This window comes from Alienimonas chondri (assembly GCF_013036045.1).
Classification (GTDB): domain Bacteria; phylum Planctomycetota; class Planctomycetia; order Planctomycetales; family Planctomycetaceae; genus Alienimonas; species Alienimonas chondri.
The window spans coordinates 21,441-38,456 of sequence record NZ_WTPX01000033.1 but is presented as its reverse complement, the minus strand read 5'-3'; the positions used below and the strand labels follow the sequence as shown (position 1 = coordinate 38,456).

General features: G+C 68.2%; 14 protein-coding genes. 8 read left to right on the top strand and 6 right to left on the bottom strand.

All coding sequences use genetic code 11. The features are described 5' to 3' along the window. A partial coding sequence (locus LzC2_RS07235; RefSeq protein ID WP_171185305.1) for an AAA family ATPase occupies positions 1-1,088 on the bottom strand: 1,088 nt, incomplete at its 3' end. Positions 1,089-1,263: 175 nt separating this feature from the next. Then, positions 1,264-3,462, bottom strand: a complete 2,199-nt coding sequence (locus LzC2_RS07230; RefSeq protein WP_171185303.1) for a flagellar basal body P-ring protein FlgI — start codon at positions 3,460-3,462, stop codon at positions 1,264-1,266. Between the two features lie 262 nt (positions 3,463-3,724). Here LzC2_RS07230 and LzC2_RS07225 point away from each other — a divergent pair, with 262 nt between their 5' ends. Next, entirely contained in the window at positions 3,725-4,174 is a 450-nt protein-coding gene (locus LzC2_RS07225) for a hypothetical protein (RefSeq protein ID WP_171185301.1), read from the top strand. A gap of 70 nt (positions 4,175-4,244) precedes the next feature. On the opposite strand, the gene LzC2_RS07220 is transcribed toward LzC2_RS07225, so the two are convergent. Next, complete coding sequence (locus LzC2_RS07220; protein ID WP_171185299.1) at positions 4,245-4,868, bottom strand: class I SAM-dependent methyltransferase; 624 nt, start codon at positions 4,866-4,868, stop codon at positions 4,245-4,247. 25 nt (positions 4,869-4,893) lie between these two features. Continuing rightward, positions 4,894-5,319, bottom strand: a complete 426-nt coding sequence (locus LzC2_RS07215) for an STAS domain-containing protein (protein ID WP_171185297.1) — start codon at positions 5,317-5,319, stop codon at positions 4,894-4,896. Positions 5,320-5,870: 551 nt separating this feature from the next. Between LzC2_RS07215 and LzC2_RS07210 the strand changes: the two genes are divergently transcribed. Together LzC2_RS07210 and LzC2_RS07205 are read left to right on the top strand one after the other, a co-directional pair. After that, complete coding sequence (locus tag LzC2_RS07210; protein WP_171185309.1) at positions 5,871-6,923, top strand: hypothetical protein; 1,053 nt, start codon at positions 5,871-5,873, stop codon at positions 6,921-6,923. Positions 6,924-7,007: 84 nt separating this feature from the next. Then, complete coding sequence (locus LzC2_RS07205) at positions 7,008-8,465, top strand: aldehyde dehydrogenase family protein (protein WP_171185295.1); 1,458 nt, start codon at positions 7,008-7,010, stop codon at positions 8,463-8,465. Between the two features lie 87 nt (positions 8,466-8,552). On the opposite strand, the gene LzC2_RS07200 is transcribed toward LzC2_RS07205, so the two are convergent. Further along, entirely contained in the window at positions 8,553-9,692 is a 1,140-nt protein-coding gene (locus tag LzC2_RS07200; RefSeq protein ID WP_171185293.1) for a DUF1559 domain-containing protein, read from the bottom strand. Between the two features lie 259 nt (positions 9,693-9,951). Between LzC2_RS07200 and LzC2_RS07195 the strand changes: the two genes are divergently transcribed. The 5 genes from LzC2_RS07195 to LzC2_RS07175 all read left to right on the top strand — a co-directional run bounded on the left by LzC2_RS07195 (position 9,952) and on the right by LzC2_RS07175 (position 15,783). After that, entirely contained in the window at positions 9,952-10,152 is a 201-nt protein-coding gene (locus tag LzC2_RS07195; protein ID WP_171185291.1) for a hypothetical protein, read from the top strand. A gap of 233 nt (positions 10,153-10,385) precedes the next feature. Beyond that, complete coding sequence (locus tag LzC2_RS07190) at positions 10,386-11,012, top strand: N-acyl amino acid synthase FeeM domain-containing protein (RefSeq protein ID WP_171185289.1); 627 nt, start codon at positions 10,386-10,388, stop codon at positions 11,010-11,012. 13 nt (positions 11,013-11,025) lie between these two features. Then, entirely contained in the window at positions 11,026-12,072 is a 1,047-nt protein-coding gene (locus LzC2_RS07185) for an aminotransferase class V-fold PLP-dependent enzyme (RefSeq protein ID WP_171185287.1), read from the top strand. A 160-nt stretch (positions 12,073-12,232) separates the two neighbouring features. Further along, positions 12,233-14,467: a type II and III secretion system protein family protein gene (locus LzC2_RS07180; RefSeq protein WP_171185285.1), complete on the top strand. Its 2,235-nt coding sequence runs from the start codon at positions 12,233-12,235 to the stop codon at positions 14,465-14,467. Between the two features lie 104 nt (positions 14,468-14,571). Beyond that, entirely contained in the window at positions 14,572-15,783 is a 1,212-nt protein-coding gene (locus LzC2_RS07175; RefSeq protein WP_171185283.1) for an AAA family ATPase, read from the top strand. A gap of 6 nt (positions 15,784-15,789) precedes the next feature. Here the strand turns inward: LzC2_RS07175 and LzC2_RS07170 are convergent, their stop codons facing one another. After that, complete coding sequence (locus tag LzC2_RS07170) at positions 15,790-16,965, bottom strand: M24 family metallopeptidase (RefSeq protein ID WP_171185281.1); 1,176 nt, start codon at positions 16,963-16,965, stop codon at positions 15,790-15,792. Between the last annotated feature and the right edge of the window lie 51 nt (positions 16,966-17,016).

Here is a 17,016-nt window from a genome sequence, read left to right as displayed (position 1 = left end):
GCGGCGGCGTGAGCGGCGGTCCGCTCGGCGAGTTCCTCGTTCGCCCGTTCCAGCAGGGCCGCGTCGCGGTCCGCCTCCGCGGTCGCCTCCGCCAGTCGCACGGCGGCGGCGGTGCGGTCGCGATCGAGTCGGGCCGCTTCGCCCTCCCATTCCGCCACGCGATCCCGGCCGGCGGCGGCGGCGGCGAGGTCCGCGGCCAAGCCGGAGCGAACCGCATTCGCGGCGCTCTCCGCATCGCGCCGGCGGGCGTCGGCGGCGGCGAAGGCGGAATCCAGTTCCTCGCCCGCCGCGGCCAGTTCGGCGATCTCCGCGGCGAGCGCGGCGGACTCCCCGTCGTCTCCTCCCGCATCGGCGCGGGCGGCGGCCCGGTCGGCTTCGAGCGCCCGCCATTCATCGCAGGCCAGGCCGACCCACCAGCGGCGGAGCTCGGCGTCCAGTCGCTTCCATTCGCCGGCCTTTTTGGCTTTGGAACGGGTCGCGGAGAGCTGCGCCTCGACTTCATCCGCGACGTCCGTGAGCCGCAGCAGGTTCTGCTCCGTGCGGGCCAGCCGACGTTCCGCCTCGTCCCGTTTCGCCTTGAACCGGGAGACGCCCGCGGCTTCCTCGAACACGGCCCGGCGGCCCGCGGCGTTCGCTTCGAGCAGTTGGGCGACGCGGCCCTGTTCGATGATCGCGTAGGTCGCTCCGCCGGCGCCGGTGCCGGCGAACAGGTCGCGGACCTCTTTCAACAGTGCCGATCGGCCGTTGAGGAGGTATTCGCTGTCGCCGTTCTGCCAGACCTTGCGGCCGACGGAAACGTTGCCGCGTTCCGCGCCGGGCAGCCACCCGCTTTTGTTGCAGAAGGTGAGCGTCGCCTCCGCGCTGCCGGAGGCTTTGCGGCCGGCGGAGCCGTTGAAGATGACGTCCGTCATCTTCTTGCCGCGGAGGCTCTTGGGGCTTTGATCCCCGAGAATCCATTTGACGGCGTCGATGACGTTCGATTTGCCGGACCCGTTGGGGCCGACGACGGCGGTCACGCCGGGGTGGAACTCGAACCGGGTGCGGTCCGCGAACGACTTGAAGCCGGCCAGTTCGAGGGAGCGGAGCATGATGACCCTCGGCGTCGGGACGCCCCGTTACTGGGCGTCAGGTTGAGGATTGCGTCCTCTTGGGGATGCGGGCGTCGCTTGCGGTTTCGCGGCGCTCCACAGCTCTCGGACGCTGCGAAACCGCAAGCGTTCGTCGGAGACACAATCCTCGGTCTGATCCTTCAGTAACAGAGATCTATTCGACGTCCGCCCCCCAGTCTTCGTCGGACAGGTCGCGGCTGAAGGCGTCGCCCACGCCGCTGAACAGGTTCTTGAACTTCGACCCGATCCCCTCGGACTCCGGCTGTTCGATCATCGGTTCCGGTTCGGTCGGCGCCGCTTCCGCGGTGCGGGGCGCGCCCGTCTCGACCTCGCCCGCGGTCCCGGTTTCGTTTTCCTCGGCGTCGTCCGACGACTCGTCGACGGACTCTTCGCCGTCGAGGTCGTCCGGCTCGAACCGGTCGAACGCGTCCGGACTCTCCGGGGCGGCGGTGGATCGGTACAGGTTCGGGGTGAGGCCGCCGGAGCCGACCGGGGCGCTGCCCCCGCCGTCGCCTTTGCGGCGGTAGACGCGGCCGCCGGCGGGCAGGGCGTCGATCGCCAGTTGGCCGGGCAGGTTGTGCTGGGCGTCGGCTTCCTGGAGGAGGCCGGCGATGTCCGGGTAGGAGGCGCCCAGTTCCACGCAGGCGGCGATGACCTCGGAGATCTTCGTGCTGGTCTCGCGAACGTCCTCGCGGCCGGGAACGATCAGCGAGATCGTCACCGTATCTCCCCGCGGCGGGCAACCGACCAGCAGGCGACCGGCCCGCAGCGTCAGGGGGGCGACGAACCGTTGGTCCGGGCCGAACAGCACGACCTCGGCCCGGCGGTTGTGGTTGATGTGGACCAGCGGATCGAGCGGCTGGGCGTCGTTCTCGACGACGTCTTCGAGGTCCAGCCCGCCGCCGTCGACCCGCACCGGGTGCAGGTGGAACAGCATGGGGCCGGTCGGGCGGCCGGTGATCTCATCGATCGCCCGCATCGGGATGTGGTTCAGGTAGGCGTCGTCCGGCGCGACGGACCAGAGGGCGCGGAACGCCCCGTAGCGAGTCTCGGGCAGCGGATCGGCGAGGAGGCTGCGCAGCTGCGTGGCGGCCTGCGGTCCGCCGGCGGCGGCGAGCGCCGCGAGGGCGTACACGCGGAACGCCGGCTCGTCCCGGGCGGCGTCATGCAAGATCTCCAGCCCGTCGCTGCGTCCGAGATACGCCAACGCCACGGCGGCGTGGAAACGCACCTCTTCATCCTCGCTGGCGATGCCTCGTTTGAGGATCGGCACCGCTTCCTCGCCCACCGCTTCGAGACGGATCGCGGCGACCTCGGCGGTCGGGCCGGCCAGCAGTTCCTCTTCGAGCTGTTCGAGCCTCAGCCGGCGGGCGACGGGCCGCTCGTTCATGGCGATGCTGTCCACGACGCGCAGGAAGCGGGGGAAGTCCTCCTGATAGATCTCCGGCACGTCGAGGGTGATTTTGACGTCCGTGTGGGCGTGGGCGATCGACTCCAGGGCGCCGCCGGGGCCGCGGCGGTTAAAGCGTTTTCCGATCGCGGTGACCACCTTCTGCACCATGCGCGACTGCTTGTAGCGGTGGTGCATCCGCATCTCCAAGGCGCGGTCGACCTTGGTGATGCCGCCGCCGAGCACCTTGCCGCGCGACAGAGTCGCCCGACGGGCGGCCGGGTCGTCGCTGGCCCGAACCAGTACGGGACCGGTCGCGGAGGCGAGGGTTTTCCCTTCGCGGAAGGCGCCGTTGAAGGTGGCGCCCTCGGTCAGATCGCATTCCAGCAGCCAGCCGCCGGACAGATCGGTCGCGTTGGAACCGGGGGGAATGCGGACTTCGACATCCAGCGGCTCGCTCTTGTCGACCAGCGGGGGGATGTACGCGGTGACGGCGACCAGGGCGGTGTCCTTGCGGGCGAGCAGTTCCTTACCGCCGGTGATGCCGCGGGTCTTGATGTCGTCCAACAGTCGGGTGCGATACTCGCCCGGCACGGGGTTGCCGCCGGTGCCCTGCAGTCCGGTGACCAGCCCCACGCCGGAGACGACGACCGCATTGCGGCCGGTCACGCTGGTGTACTGGCCGACGTATTTCGTCTCGATGGTGACGCTGGACTCTTCCAGGCCGCTCCATTTCTCCTCGGCCCGCTTCGCCGCCTCGTCTTCCGCGAGGGGATTGATCGCGGCGAAGGTGTCCCCGTCCGGCAGGGAGAAGACCGCGCAACCGGGCAGCCCGGCGAGGGCCACGAGTCCGGCGAGCGCCCCGCAGACCGCCGCCGCGGCGGTGAGCGACGAGCGCGCCGCCCGCAGCGGGGCCGCCCCGCTTGTCTTCAGGTCGGTGGGCTGCGCGGCGGGGCCGGCCATGGCGGAACCTTGCGGACGATCGGCGGACCGCTTCCGGGGCCGATCGAGACCGGGCCGACGGGAGCGAATCTGGGGGAGCGGCGGGTCGTAGGTCGGACGGGCGGCGGCGGTCAACGGCGGCCGCGCCCGAACCGTCCGTCCGCGGCCCTTTTCAAACACTTCGCGCCCCAGGGTCGCTACCCTTTCGCCGATGCTTTGGCGGCCCGATCCCCCGTTGCGCTTCCTCAAGCCGGCGACCGTTTGCCGTCGATGCGGGGCCGAATTGAGTGGGGAAGGGACCTTCACACTGTGCCTCGCCTGCGACGATCCGGCCGAGGCGTTCCTCGATCCGAACCCGGCCGACGCACATCGCGCCGCGAATCGGCTCGCCGGGCGGCGGTTCGCTCATTGCCGGGCCGTGTTGGACGCCGCGGAGGCCGCCGGGTGGACGTTGTACCGCTCCGAACGCAGCGCCCGCAGCCTCAGTCTGTACCTCGAACACTTCCGGCCACAGGCGAGCGGCGACCCGACCGCCTACCGCAAGACGCGGGTCAGCGACCACGACCGCCGTCCCCGGTCTCGCTCGGGACGGGGCGGCAGCAGCAGCTTCGCAGAAGATTGGGCGGATCTGTCCGGCGAGTTCGTCTTCGATCCGACGCTCGCCGGCCCCGAGGCCGCGGAGGCGCTGGCCGAGGTGAGGGCCGAAGCCGCTGCCCTGTTCGCGTGGCCGTGAGGCCGCTTCCGCGATTCCCGGGCGGACCGCGTGCGGCGGGACGCTCGGTTCGCTGAGGTGCGACGTGCGATCAGCCGGGCTTGCGGCCCGAAGCGGTCGCCAGTCCCCAGAGCAGGCCATGTCGCCAGCGTTCGACGCGGACGTCGTTCAGCCCCGCGTCTCCGAGCGCTTCGGCCATGGCGGATGCCGTCAGCGTCCGCCCCAGGGGGCGCCGCGTGATTCTCAGCCAGAGGAGAACGCCGCGCGTCGTCAGGGCGCCGCCGTCCCAGTCCGTCCACACCACCACGCCGCCCGGTCTGACGACCCGCGCCAACTCGCGCACGCAGGCCGCGGGGTCGTCCGCATAGTGCAATGCGGAGTTCGTGACCGCCGCATCGAACGTCTCGTCGGGGAAGGGCAGCGCCGCCGCGTCGCTCCGCACCAACGGCGTCCTTCTCAACCGGTTCCGAGCCGCCGCGAGCATCTCCGCGGAGCGGTCCAACCCGACCGCGTTCGCCCCGTGCTCGGCAAGATCCTGAAGCATGACCCCGGTCCCGCAACCGACGTCCAGCGTCCGCCCCGGCTGGCTCGTTCTGTTCCGCAACACCCGCAACGTGCGATCCGCGGTCGCCCGGTTGTATTCGGCCCAGTCGCGGTCGTAGTTCTCCGCGAGGGCGGCGTATTCGGCGTCAGGCGACTCGGGAGGCGCTGCCACGGATGTGCAATGAAAGCGTCGGAGATTAGCGGGCCAGCGCGGTCGTCGCGGCGAAGAGTTCGTCCTCGTCCGGTTCGCGATAGCCGGGCTGGCCCTCGGGCGGCAGTTCGATGCGGTTCTCGCCGACGAGATCGTACACCCCGCCGCCGACCGGCTCGGCGAACTGGCGGAACCAGATCATCGCCGCGACGTTCGGCTGCGGATCGTACAGGCGAATGTCGACGCCCCGCTCCCGCCAGTCGTACAACATCCCGAAGAATCCGCTGGGGATGTATTTGACGTGGGAGAGGTCCACGCCCACCGCGGAATGCCCCTCCGTCATGATGAGCAATTGCAGGGACTCCCGGAGCAGCGACAGATCGGCGCCGTCCCAGATGTCGACGCAGCCCAAATCGAGCACGTGGAAGCCGGCGCGATCTTCAATCGTGATACGGTCGAAGCGATTGGCCATGGGATCGGACTCGTTGCGGGGAAGGTTCGGTCGGCGGAAGGCTGGATAACGCGGCAACTCGCGGGCCGATCGGCCCGGTCGGGCCGGCTGGTCTGTGTAAAGCTATGTCAGGGAGTGGGATACGGGGCGGGAAATTTTGAGATCAGTCTTTCGGAAGATCAGGAAGTGTGCGGATTGTGCAACGTTCTGATCCGGTGGTGTTGCGTTTTCGCGACGTGGCGTGGGCGGGGCGAAGCGCGACTCGGTGGCCGGCGGCGGGGGGTTCCTTAGAATCCCGGCTCCCGGATCGTCGCCTGCCGATCCCCCTCCGCCTGAACTGTTCGCCCAGAGATCGCCCCGTGAGCGCTGCCGCACCGAAGACTGCACCGGCCGCCGATTCGAGCGCCGCCGCGGGGGCGGCCCAACCGCTTGGCGTCGGCGTGCCGGACGCCGGCGCCGGGGAGTTGCCCTCGCCTGGCAGCCCGGACTGGGTGCACCGCTTCTACTTCGACCCGAACAGCGCCGACCCCGCCGGCCCGGCGCCCGACGAGGCCGTCGCGAACTGCAAGGCGATGCTCGACGCCCACACGCGGGCGATGGTCAAGTGGCACTTCAGCCCGGAGACCGGCAGCCCGTTCTGGCTGGAGAAGGCGAAGACGTACGACTTCGACCCGCTGGCGATCACGGACTTCGACGGCCTCAAGCAGTTCCCGATCTTCGAGGACGACTGGCTCCGCGGGGGACCGGTTCGTCGCTGGCTGCCCAAGGGGCTCGAAGGGAAGCCGCTGTACGTCTTCGAGACCGGCGGGACCACCGGGACGCCCAAGTCGCGGCTCGTCGCCGAAGACCACTGGATCGACTACGAACTATTCAGCGACACGCTGCCGGAGGACAAGTTTCCGATGGGCAGCGACTGGCTGATGCTCGGCCCGTCAGGTCCGCGTCGCTTACGGCTGGCGGTGGAGCACTTGGCCCAGCACCGTGGCGGCATGGCGTTCTGCGTCGACCTCGATCCGCGGTTCGTGGTCAAGAGTCTGAAGGCCGGCAAGGCCGACGTGGCGAAGGACTATCAGAAGCACGTCATCGACCAGGCTTGGATTGTCCTGACCAGCGGTCATGACGTGAAGTGCCTGTTTACGACCCCCAAACTGCTCGAAGCGCTGGCGATGCGGGCGCTCGACGAGGGCACCTCGCTGGCCGAAATGGGCATCACGGGGATCTTCGGCGGCGGCACGGAGTTCACGCCGCAATGGTATAAATTCGCCACCGAGGAGTTGTTGGAAGGCAAGGTGTACCTCACCCCGACCTACGGCAACACGCTGATGGGCCTCGCCTGCGGCAAGCCGTTCAAGCCGGAAGATAATTACAAAATTACCTATTACGCCCCCCAGCCGCGGGCCGTCACGGAAGTCGTCGACTTCAAGGATCACACGCAGGCCGTCGACTACGGCGCCACGGGCCGCGTGAAGCTGTACACCCTCACCCCGGAACTGTTCATCCCGGGCTTCCTGGAGCGGGACGAGGGCGAACGGGAGAAGCCCTGCGGCAAGTATCCCTGGGACGGCGTCAGCGGCGTGCGGCCCTACCACGTCTTCGCCAAGAAGACGACCGTCGGGGTGTATTGAGATGTGAAGAAGCCGCTTTGAATGCGGCTCTCTCGATGTTGAACGCTGCCGAACGCTCCGCCTTTCTTACTTACGTTAAAGATCATGCTCGAACTCCCCGTTCTCCGTTTCGGCACGCCGTACGAATCCCTCGAAAAGACGCAGGTCAAGAACTTCGAGACCGGCGAGGTGCTCGCCGAGGTGCATCAGGCGAACGCCGGCGTCCTCCGCATGGATATGCGCAAGGCGCACAACGCCCGGGCCGCCCTGCGGAAGATCGACCCGGCGACCCTCGTGAAGATGTGCGGCGAGGCGGGCGAGTATTATCTGAACGGCACATTGGAGGTCGGCACCGGCACGCAGACGCAGGACGACTTCTGCGCCCTGCAAAGCGCCAGCACCGGTCTGCCGGTCGAGATGTGCCGAGCGAACATGCACAAAGCGGCGTTCGTCTTGAAGGAGATGGATAACATCCTCGACGCCCTCACCCGCGGCTTGCCGCTGGACGTGCTGGCGAAAGGCTACGGCGTGGAGGATCGCGGCGTGACGGTGAGTTATCAGGCGAACAGCCCGGTGCTCGGCTGCGTGCTGCCCAGTAACAGCCCCGGCGTGCATACCCTCTGGCTGCCGGTGATCCCGATGCAGATCGGGCTGGTGCTCAAGCCCGGCTCGACCGAACCGTGGACGCCCTATCGCATGCAGGCGGCCTTCTTGAAAGCCGGCATCCCCGCGGAGGCGATCGGACTATATCCCGGGCCGCATGAGGTCGGCGGGGCGATCACGGAACTCGCCGGCCGCAGCATGATCTTCGGCTCGCAAAAGACCGTGGAACAATACGCCGGCAACCCCGGCGTGCAGGTGCACGGCAGCGGTTTCAGCAAGATCTTGATCGGCGAAGACAAGATCGACGATTGGGAGTCGTACCTCGACCTGATGGAGACCAGCGTCTACGCAAACTCCGGCCGCTCCTGCATTAATTGCAGTAGTATCTACGCCCCCCGACACGGCGCCGAGATTGCCGACGCCCTCGCACGACGCTTGGCGAAGCACGAGCCGAAGGCGATGGCCGACCCCGACGCCGGCCTCTCCGCCTTCACTACCGAAGGCGTCGCGGAAGCCGTCAGCGGGATGATCGACGACGAACTCAAGACCCCCGGCGCCGAGGAGGTCACCGCGAAGTACCGCACCGGCGAGCGCCTGGTGCAAAAAGGATCGCACGACTTCTTGAAGCCCACCGTGATCCACTGCGACAGCCCGGAGCATCCGCTGGCGAACACGGAATATATGTTTCCGTTCGTCTCCGTCGTGGACTGTCCTCAGAAGGACATGTTGAAGAAGATCGGCTATACGCTGGTCGGCACCGCACTGACGGACGATGCGGACTTCAAGGACCAATTGCTGGACGCGACGCATATCGATCGCCTCAACATCGGCCCGGTGCCGACGGTCGCTTTGAACTGGCTGCAGCCGCACGAGGGCAACATCGTCGAGTTCCTGTACCGGGCGAGAGCATTCCAGACGGAAGCCCCCGTGCCCGTCGCCAAGCAATTGGAGACGGCGTAAGGGCGCGAGCGCCGCAATGAAAACACCGGCCCGGGGCGATGCCCCGGGCCGGCGTTCGGTTTTTCGACATAATTGGCGACGTGCGACTCAGAACTCATCGCCGCTGATCACTTCGCCGGCGTCACGAGTTCCCAGTCCGCCCCACACGCCGTAGGGGCTTTTGCCGGTGGCGACCATCGCTTCGCTGGCGCGTCCAGCGGTGACGGTGTTGATCGTCTCGGAGATCGCGCGGACGGAGCCGTCGCACAGCACCGCCTGCACGATGCCGGTGTGATAGCTGCCGGCCGAGACGATGGAGTCTTCCCAGGGGGCGCCGTTGTCGGTGCAGCTCGGGCCGTTGGGCGCCATGATGGTGGTAAAGCCCGTGGCGTGACCGCCCCAGTCGGTGTAGGAGCCGCCTCGATCCGAGAGCGGCCCGGCGGGGTAGCGTCCCGGGTTATCGGGATCGGAGGCCGCAGTCAGGCAGTTGCCGGGGTTGGGGTAACCGGTGTTGTTGTTGTAAGGGCCGATGTTGACGTCCCGCATGACGCCGCCCTGCCAGGTCCGTCCGGAATAATTTCGACCGATCTCGGCGTAGAGCAGGGTGTTGACCGTTCCGTCGCGAGCGTCGGCGAGGCCCAACCAGCGACCGCCCTGGGCCATGCCGCGGCAGGGGATGTCGTTGCGGTCGATCACGGCCGATGAGTTGTCGCCCCAGTTAATCGCGTAGTTCGTATCGGCGATAGTATTGGGGTCGGTCCGAGTGCCGTCGCTGGGGCACAGCAGCGTGGCGACCTGAACGCGCCACGGCGGGTAATCGCTGGAGTAGTGATTGTTGCCGAAGGGGGGGAAATCGATGGTGCCGTCGGGCGGGTCGGTCGTGTCGAGCGGAGCCTTGACCTGGTTCCAAAGGGCGGGCTGGTCCATGTAGGGCAGCAGCATCACGAGGAAGCTGTAGCCGGGGTCGTTCGGGTCGCTGGGCCGGTTCAGGGCTTGAGAGCCGCCGGCCGGAAAGTATTTGTAGGTGCTGTGATAGTTATGAGCCGCCAATCCCAATTGCTTGAGGTTGTTCTGGCACTGACTTTTGCGGGCGGCTTCGCGGGCCTGCTGCACGGCGGGCAGCAGCAGCGAAACCAGAATCGCGATGATCGCGATGACCACCAGCAGTTCGATCAGCGTGAAGCCGGATCGGTTGCGCGATGGGTTGAGTTGGGGCGTCAGCTGTGAACGCCGGGGCAGGGAGACCATTGAAGGCGCTTTCGGAACGTGAGAAAGGGGAGCGGCGGGAGCGACGCCTGAAAGGGAAGTCCAAGCTCTTGGCCCGCAGCGAACGAGTGGTCGCGAAATGACGGGTGCGACAAGCGTGACGTACAGTCGTAGTCTGATCGGGGGTGACAATCAAGGCGCTGCCGATGCATTCCCGTGGGACGCACGCTCTGCGGGTGGCTTCTCGGCAGGTTCTCTGTATCGTTTGGCCGTTCAAACCCCTTCCAGTTCAGGAGTTCCCGTGTCTCGCCCCGTACGCCTCACCACAGCCCGGTTTTCTGTGACGTCCATTCTCAGTCAGGCGATTCTTTTGGCTGCGACCCTCGTTCCGCTCGCCTTGGCGGGGTGCGGCGACGCGGATCCTGCTGCGGACGATGTCGTCAACGAAGACGGCAGCCGGGTGACTGACCCGGGCTTCGCCCCGGAGGCCGCCCGCGAGTGACGGATCGCTCGGTGGCGAGAGGTCATTCCTGAGGCAGAGCGTCTCGGCGATGCGAGGGAAGTCGCATCGCCGGTCCTGCCGGTGCCTTCCGGCAACCCGATTCCCATTGGCGGAGTCGGTGCGGATCGGCGCCGTGGCGACGGCCTCCCTTGTTCACTCGCGACACGATCTCTCGGGCGCCGTGTCTAAAACGCTCGCCGGGAGCAGGTGGCGCCGGGTATCGTTGATGCGTCATGCTTCGCTTCAAAATCGCCGACGCCCCGGGCGAGTTCGAGCAGATTCACCGGCTGAACCATCGCACGTTCGTCGGCGAGATTCCCCAGCACGCTCCGCAGCCCGACGGACGGCTGATCGATCGGTTCCACGTGGAGAACCTCTACGCCGTCGCCCTGCGAACTGATGCCGAGGCGCCGGGCGGCGAGCGGGTCGTGGGCATGACGGTGCTGCGGGGACGCCGGCCGTTCTCGTTGGACGGCAAGCTGCCGGATCTCGACGAGCGACTCGCCCGCCTCCCGCCGCATCGGCGGCCCTGCGAGGTGCGACTGTTGGCGGTCGATCCTGCCGAACGGAGCGGCGCGGCGTTCCGCGGGTTGGCCGAGACGCTGCTTTCCGCGGCGGTTGAGGAGGGGTACGACCTCGCGTTGATCTCCGGCACCCCGCGTCAGGCTCGGTTGTACGCGCATCTCGGGTTTGAACCCTTCGGCCCGCGGGTCGGCACGGAGGCGGCTCCCTATCAACCGATGTTCCTCACCCCGCAGGCGCTGCGACGGAACCGTCGCGCGTTCCGCGTCGCCCTGCCGGGTTCAAGCGAGGTTGCCACGGCAGAAGAGGGAGCTGGGGCGACCGATGGGGATCAATAAGGAGGCGGCGAGCGTGAACCTATTGCCTGGCCCCGTGCCGCTGTCCGCGACGGTGCGGGCCGCATTGGCCGGGCCGGAGCGCTCGCACCGCGAGCCGGCGTTCCAGATCGACCTGGAGCGACTTCGCGACGACCTGTGCGGGCTCGCCGGCTTCCGTCGGGACGCCGGACGCGGGGGGGCGGACGTGCAAGTTCTGACGGGAACGGGCACCGCCGCGAACGACGCGGTCGCCGGTCAACTCTCGCTGCGCCCCGGGCCGGGGCTGGTGTTGTCGAACGGGGAGTTCGGCGAGCGGCTCATCGATCATGCGGAACGCTGGCGACTGGATCACGCGGTCTGTCGGCAGCCGTGGGGTGCACCGTTTGATCAGAACGAAGTGACGAACGCCGCCCTCGCGGCGGAGGCACGGTGGATCTGGGCCGTCCACGGGGAGACCAGCACGGGCGGCCTGAACGACTTGCGGATGCTAAAAGCGGTCGCTGCGAAGACCGACGCGGCGTTGGCGATCGACGCGATCAGTTCATTGGGCGCGACGCCGGTCGACCTGTCCGGCGTTTCGTGGGCCACGTCCGTGAGCGGGAAGAGTCTGCGGGCGCCGCCCGGTCTGGCGTTCGTGTTCCATGCCCGGCCGCTTGCGTCGCCGGGGCGCTTGCCGCGGGCGTTGGATCTCGGCTGGTACGCCGCCTGCGACGGGGTGCCGTTCACGCTGTCCTCTTCGCTCGTCGCGGCGACCGCGGCGGCGCTCGACGAGGTCGAGGCGCCGCAGCGGTTCGCCGAGGTCGCGGCGCTATCGAATCGACTGGTGGCGGGCATCCGTACCGCGGGACTGGTTCCGTTCGCTCGCGAACCTTGGCTGCCGGGCGTGGTGACGATCGTCGTTCCCCCTCCGCATACGAACGAGGACTGGATCGAAGCTCTGGCGACGGCCGGGGTCCGGGTCAATCGCAGCGGATACCTGCGTGAACGGTCTCTGATGCAGTTTGCGGTGTTCGGAAGGGCGACCGCGGCCGACGTGGATCGTCTCGCTGGCCTTCTCCGACGCTTCGCGGGCGGGGGGTGAACGGTCCGCTTCTGCCGACCATGGCGGTTCTCCGGGATGTCGGGTGTAGCGGGAGCCGCCGGACGGCCGATGTGGCGTTACGACCGCCCCTGCCCGCACGATCGAACTCCGCCTGCCGGGCGGATTCGCTCGGGGGCCGCCACTCTCCTGGAGCCGCCCGATGATCGACGCTCGCAACCCCCGCCCGCTGATCTCGGGGCAAGCGGCGCCTGGTCTCGATCAGACCGATCCGGGGCCAACGCGACGCCGCACGCGATCGGTATTGCTTCGAAGGGCGCTGGGCGCCGGGGCGTTGTGCGCCGTGCCGGCGCTCGGCTGGGCGCAGGACGGGGCGGGGGCGGCGAACGCGCCTCGGAGTTCCGCGACGCCGAACGAGGCGATGTCGGCGATCGAAACGCCGGCGGCCGCGGCGCCCGACGCCGAAGCCGCGGCGCCGGAATCCGTCGTCCAGCTTTCCGAGCCGACGACGCGAACGGAGATCGTCAAAACCTACGCCAAGCGGGTGTTGTTGCCCCCGGGTATGAAGTGGACGGACGCCGGCGGGTTCGACGAGAACGTCGTCACCGTCACTGCGGACGACAACACGTCGTTGCGGCTCTACGCCGCCAGTCCCGGCGTGACGCAGGTCGATCTGCTGGCCGTGGATGCGGAGGGCAATCCGCAGACGTTCTCAATCGAGGTGCTCGTCACGGCCGACGCCCGCGCCCTGCAGGCGGCGATCAATCGGTTGTTCCCCGGGACCGCGGTGGAGGTCTACGGCCTCACCGATACCAGCGTGGTGCTGCGAGGCTGGATCACCCGGCCGGAGCAGGTCTCCCAAATCGTGGCGGTCGCCGGCCAGTACTTCCCGGCGGAGAATATTCTGAACCAGATGCGCGTCGCCGCCCCGCAGCAGGTGCAGTTGAACGTCGTCTTCATGGAGGTTCAGCGGAGCAAGGCTCAGGAGATGGGCCTGAACCTCAGCTGGTTCGGCGAGAGCGGATTCTTCAGCAGCACCGTGGGCGACGTCGTGCCGCTGGCGGGCATCGGCGGCGTCGGGTCCGGCACGACCGGGATCCCCCTGGGCGGTTCGCCGAGTTTGCAGTTCCCCGCGGCGGCCATCGCCAACCCGACCATCGCCGCCGGCGTGGTCGGAGCGAGCGGCGTCTTCCAGGCGTTTCTGCGGGCGCTGCGTGAGGAACGTCTGTTGAAGGTGCTCTCCGAGCCGGTGCAGGTCTGCAGCAACGGGCGCCCCAGCTACTTCCAGGCGGGCGGCGAGTTCCCGATTCCCATTCCTCAGGGCTTGGGCAGCGTGGGCATCGAATACCGCCCCTACGGCGTCGAATTGGCCGCCGTGCCGATCATGCTCGGCGGCGGGCGGGTTCGCTTGGAATTGGCCGCGTCGGTCTCCGACCTCGACTTCTCCCGCGGAACCACGATCTCCGGTACGACGGTCCCGGGGCTGACGCAGCGGCAGACGAACACGCAGGTCGAACTGGAGTTCGGCAAGACGCTGATGATCGCCGGGCTGATTCAAAACACCCAGCAGGCCGCCACCCAGAAGACCCCGATCCTCGGCGAGTTGCCGTGGGTGGGAGCGGCGTTCCGACGGGTCAAATTCGAGGAAGCGGAGACCGAACTCGTCATTCTCGTGACCCCGCACCCGGTCGCCGGATTGAACCCGGACGACGTGCCCTGCGGCGGACCCGGTCGCTTCTCCGCCGCGCCGACCTCCCGCGAACTGTTCGGCCTCGGGCTGATGGAAGTTCCCGGAGCCGATCCGTGCGGCCCGAACAGCGGCCCCGGGTGTCCTCCCAACGTCGTCGGCCCGTGCGACACGGGCTGCGCCGCCGCCCCCGGAGGGTTCGTCGGCCCCGGCATCCCCGCCGGCGGCATGGACTCGCAAGGCTTCCCCCCGGCGTACTCCGACGTTCCGCCGACGTCGTCCCCGTATCCGTCCGGCGTCCCGTTCAATCCGAGCGGCGTCCCGCTGTCGAGTCCGAACCTCAGCCTCCCCCAGTCGATCCCGGGGCAGCCGTACCCGGGGCAGCCGAGCCCGGGCGAGTCGTACCCGTCGTCGCCGTCCCGGTCCTCGCCCTCGCTGTCCTACCCCGGCTCGACGACGCCGTCGCCGGCCCTGCCGAGCGAGCCGGCCCCCGCGCCGATCCCGGTGGAGAAAGACTCCGGCACGGACCGCGAGGCGAGCCGCTTCGCCCCGGCGCTGGGGTGGAATTCCCTGCGTTCGGCGATGGCTCCGGCGAGCTACCAAACCACGCCCGGAACGCAGGCCGGGGCCTCGAACGTCGCCCCGGCCGGGTATGAGACGAACGAAGCGACCGCGACCGGATTCAACCGGTTCGGACTCGGCTCGTTCGGCGCCGGTCGCGTGACGGCTCCGACGCCGGTCCGTCGCTGACCCGGTCTGCATTTTCGGCCCGCACGCGGCTCCGTCAGGACGCACGCTTGCGTCGGCGCTTCCCGGGCTCGCCCCGCCACCCTCCTTTACGCCCTGTATTTTCGATGAACGACGTCACCCGCTTAGCGCTGGTCGACCCGGACGATCGGACCCGCCGGGACGTGAAGAACCTGCTGCTGGGCCTGGATATGGTCTGGTTGGAGGCGGAGACCGGCCGCTACGAAGGCTTCACGGAGACCGTCGCCCAGAGCCGCCCCGACCTGGCGCTGGTCGCCCTCGACGGCGATCCGCAGAAGGCCTTGAACCTGGTGCATCGCATCACCCACGAGGTGCCGGATTGCACCGTGTTGACGGTGTCGGCGTCGCAGGAGGGCAGCCTGATTTTGCAGGCGATGCGGGCCGGAGCGAAGGAGTTCCTCTCGCACCCGTTGAAGATCGATGACTTCGTCGCGGCGTTGGATCGCATCCGTCAATCCGGCGGACACAGCGGCGAGGACGGCAAACCCGTTCGCAGCAATCGCGTGATCGCCGTCGCGGGCGTCGGCGGCGGCGTCGGCTGCACCAGTCTCGCGGTCAACCTGGGCTGCGCCCTCGCGGAGAACGCCGCGAACAGCGTCACCGTCATCGACCTTGATCTGGCCTTGGGCGACGCCGACGTCTGGCTCGATATTATTCCCGACTATACGATTCAGGACGTCGCGGAGAATCTCTCGCGATTGGATTATTCGCTGCTCAAACGCAGCCTGACCCGCCACGATTGCGGCGCCTTCCTGCTGCCCCGCCCGGTGCAAATGGAAGAGATGGTCACGATGGGCGCTGAAGATTTAAAGCGCGTCATTGCATTGTTGCGGGCGACGTTCAGTCACCTCGTAATCGATATCGGCAAAAGCTACGGGGCGCTGGATCAGACGGTGTTGGACGCCGCGGACGATATTCTGCTGGTCTGCCAACTCGACCTGCCGGCGCTGCGGAACGTCGTGCGGGTGCTACAGTATCTTGATCTTCAGGAGCAGAACGCCCCGAAGGTGAAGATCGTCTTGAACCGAATGGGCCTGACGGACCGGCAGATCAGCGTCTCCAAAGCGATGGAGACGATCGGTCGGGAGGTTTATTGGAAGCTGCCGAACGACTACGGCACGATGATCGAGAGCCGCAACAACGGCGTCCCGTTGATCTCGCACGCCCCGACCAGCCGGTTGACGGAGAGCGTCCGCGGCCTCTCCGCAAAGCTGGACGGCATCGACGCACAACCCGCCTCCTCGTCCGGCGGCGGCTCCAAAAGTCTGTTCCGGTTCCTCTCGAAGGTCCACGCCTGAGGCGATTCACGCCTCCAGCACGCCGGGGCGGCGGAAAGTCTCTTCGCCGACCCGCACCTTCACCCGCGGCCAGTCCTCCATCCCCGTGACGACGTGGGCGGGACCGTCCGCTGACACGACGGCCGTGTCGCAGAGCGCGGCGGGGCCGCTCCGCGGTTGCCAGACCAACGGATCGCCGGCACGGAGCGCCTCGTCGGCGTCCGGGCCGAGGACTCTTTCAATGCGGGCGAAGCCGGTCCGCAGCACGACCGGGGCGGCTTCCCAGTCCGCGGCGGGGCCGGTCTTCTCGTAGATTCGAGCGATCGTCGCCCACAGGTCCGGCCAGGCCGCCCCGGGGCGAGCATGGCAGAGACCGACCGCCTGAATCTGGGCGATGCGCGCATGGGCGCCGAGCAGCGCCTTGCGATCGCCGGAGGGCAGCGTGGGGAAGGCGACGGTTCGTCCGCAGTGGACGTGCAGGCCCGCCCGGCGTCCCACCGCCCACAGCGTGAGGCGCTGGAGCGCGGGACGACGATCGAACGCGTAGTGCGGCTGATCGTCCGCCCGGCCGTCGCCCGACGCCCGCAATTGAACCGGCGTCACGCCGCGACGGAGCAGGCGATGGGCGACCTCGCCGACGAAATCGCTCTCCGTCCGCCCCGCCGCCGCTCCGCGGCAGGTCGCTTCGACGGCGTGAGCGACGTCGGCGCCCAGATCGCGAAGGGCTGCGATTCGTTCGTCGTTCGGTTCGCTACGGAGCGTCGCCAGCGCCGCGCGGAGATCGGTCGGGGCGTCGGGCTCCTCCTCGAATCCTCGCGGGCGATCAGTCCCCACGACCCGGCCGCGGCAGAGGTCGGACAGCAGTTCCGTCCGCGGTTGGCGCCAGGGGCGTTGTTTGAGTTGGAAGCCGAGTCCCGGCAGTTCGCGGTCGAACAGGTGCGGGCTGTCGGCGTCGGAACAGACCACCACCCGCGACTGCCGCGTCAGAAACACCGCCGCCGCCGGTTCGCCGGATTCGTGCCCGCCGCCGGAGAGGTCGGCGCCGCAGGTGATCCAAGCGAGATTCGCCGGGTTCGTCAGCAGAACCGCATCGAGTCCGCGCTCGTCGATCAGCTTCGCGATCGCCTCCTGTCGGGCTTGGGCACGCGCCGCGCGGTCGGCATCGAAGATGTTCAACTCCGCGCTGTTCGCCGAGTGCGACATCGATGGGGCGTGGGGCGAACGTGGGGGAGCGGGCTGTTCAGAGTAACCTTT

Bases quoted from the DNA above. Each gene is read 5' to 3' on its own strand.
- LzC2_RS07205 (WP_171185295.1), top strand. From the start codon at position 7,008: ATGCTCGAACTCCCCGTTCTCCGTTTCGGCACGCCGTACGAATCCCTC.
- LzC2_RS07230 (WP_171185303.1), bottom strand. From the start codon at position 3,462: ATGGCCGGCCCCGCCGCGCAGCCCACCGACCTGAAGACAAGCGGGGCG.
- LzC2_RS07190 (WP_171185289.1), top strand. From the start codon at position 10,386: ATGCTTCGCTTCAAAATCGCCGACGCCCCGGGCGAGTTCGAGCAGATT.
- LzC2_RS07210 (WP_171185309.1), top strand. From the start codon at position 5,871: ATGCTCGACGCCCACACGCGGGCGATGGTCAAGTGGCACTTCAGCCCG.
- LzC2_RS07180 (WP_171185285.1), top strand. From the start codon at position 12,233: ATGATCGACGCTCGCAACCCCCGCCCGCTGATCTCGGGGCAAGCGGCG.
- LzC2_RS07170 (WP_171185281.1), bottom strand. From the start codon at position 16,965: ATGTCGCACTCGGCGAACAGCGCGGAGTTGAACATCTTCGATGCCGAC.
- LzC2_RS07200 (WP_171185293.1), bottom strand. From the start codon at position 9,692: ATGGTCTCCCTGCCCCGGCGTTCACAGCTGACGCCCCAACTCAACCCA.
- LzC2_RS07175 (WP_171185283.1), top strand. From the start codon at position 14,572: ATGAACGACGTCACCCGCTTAGCGCTGGTCGACCCGGACGATCGGACC.
- LzC2_RS07215 (WP_171185297.1), bottom strand. From the start codon at position 5,319: ATGGCCAATCGCTTCGACCGTATCACGATTGAAGATCGCGCCGGCTTC.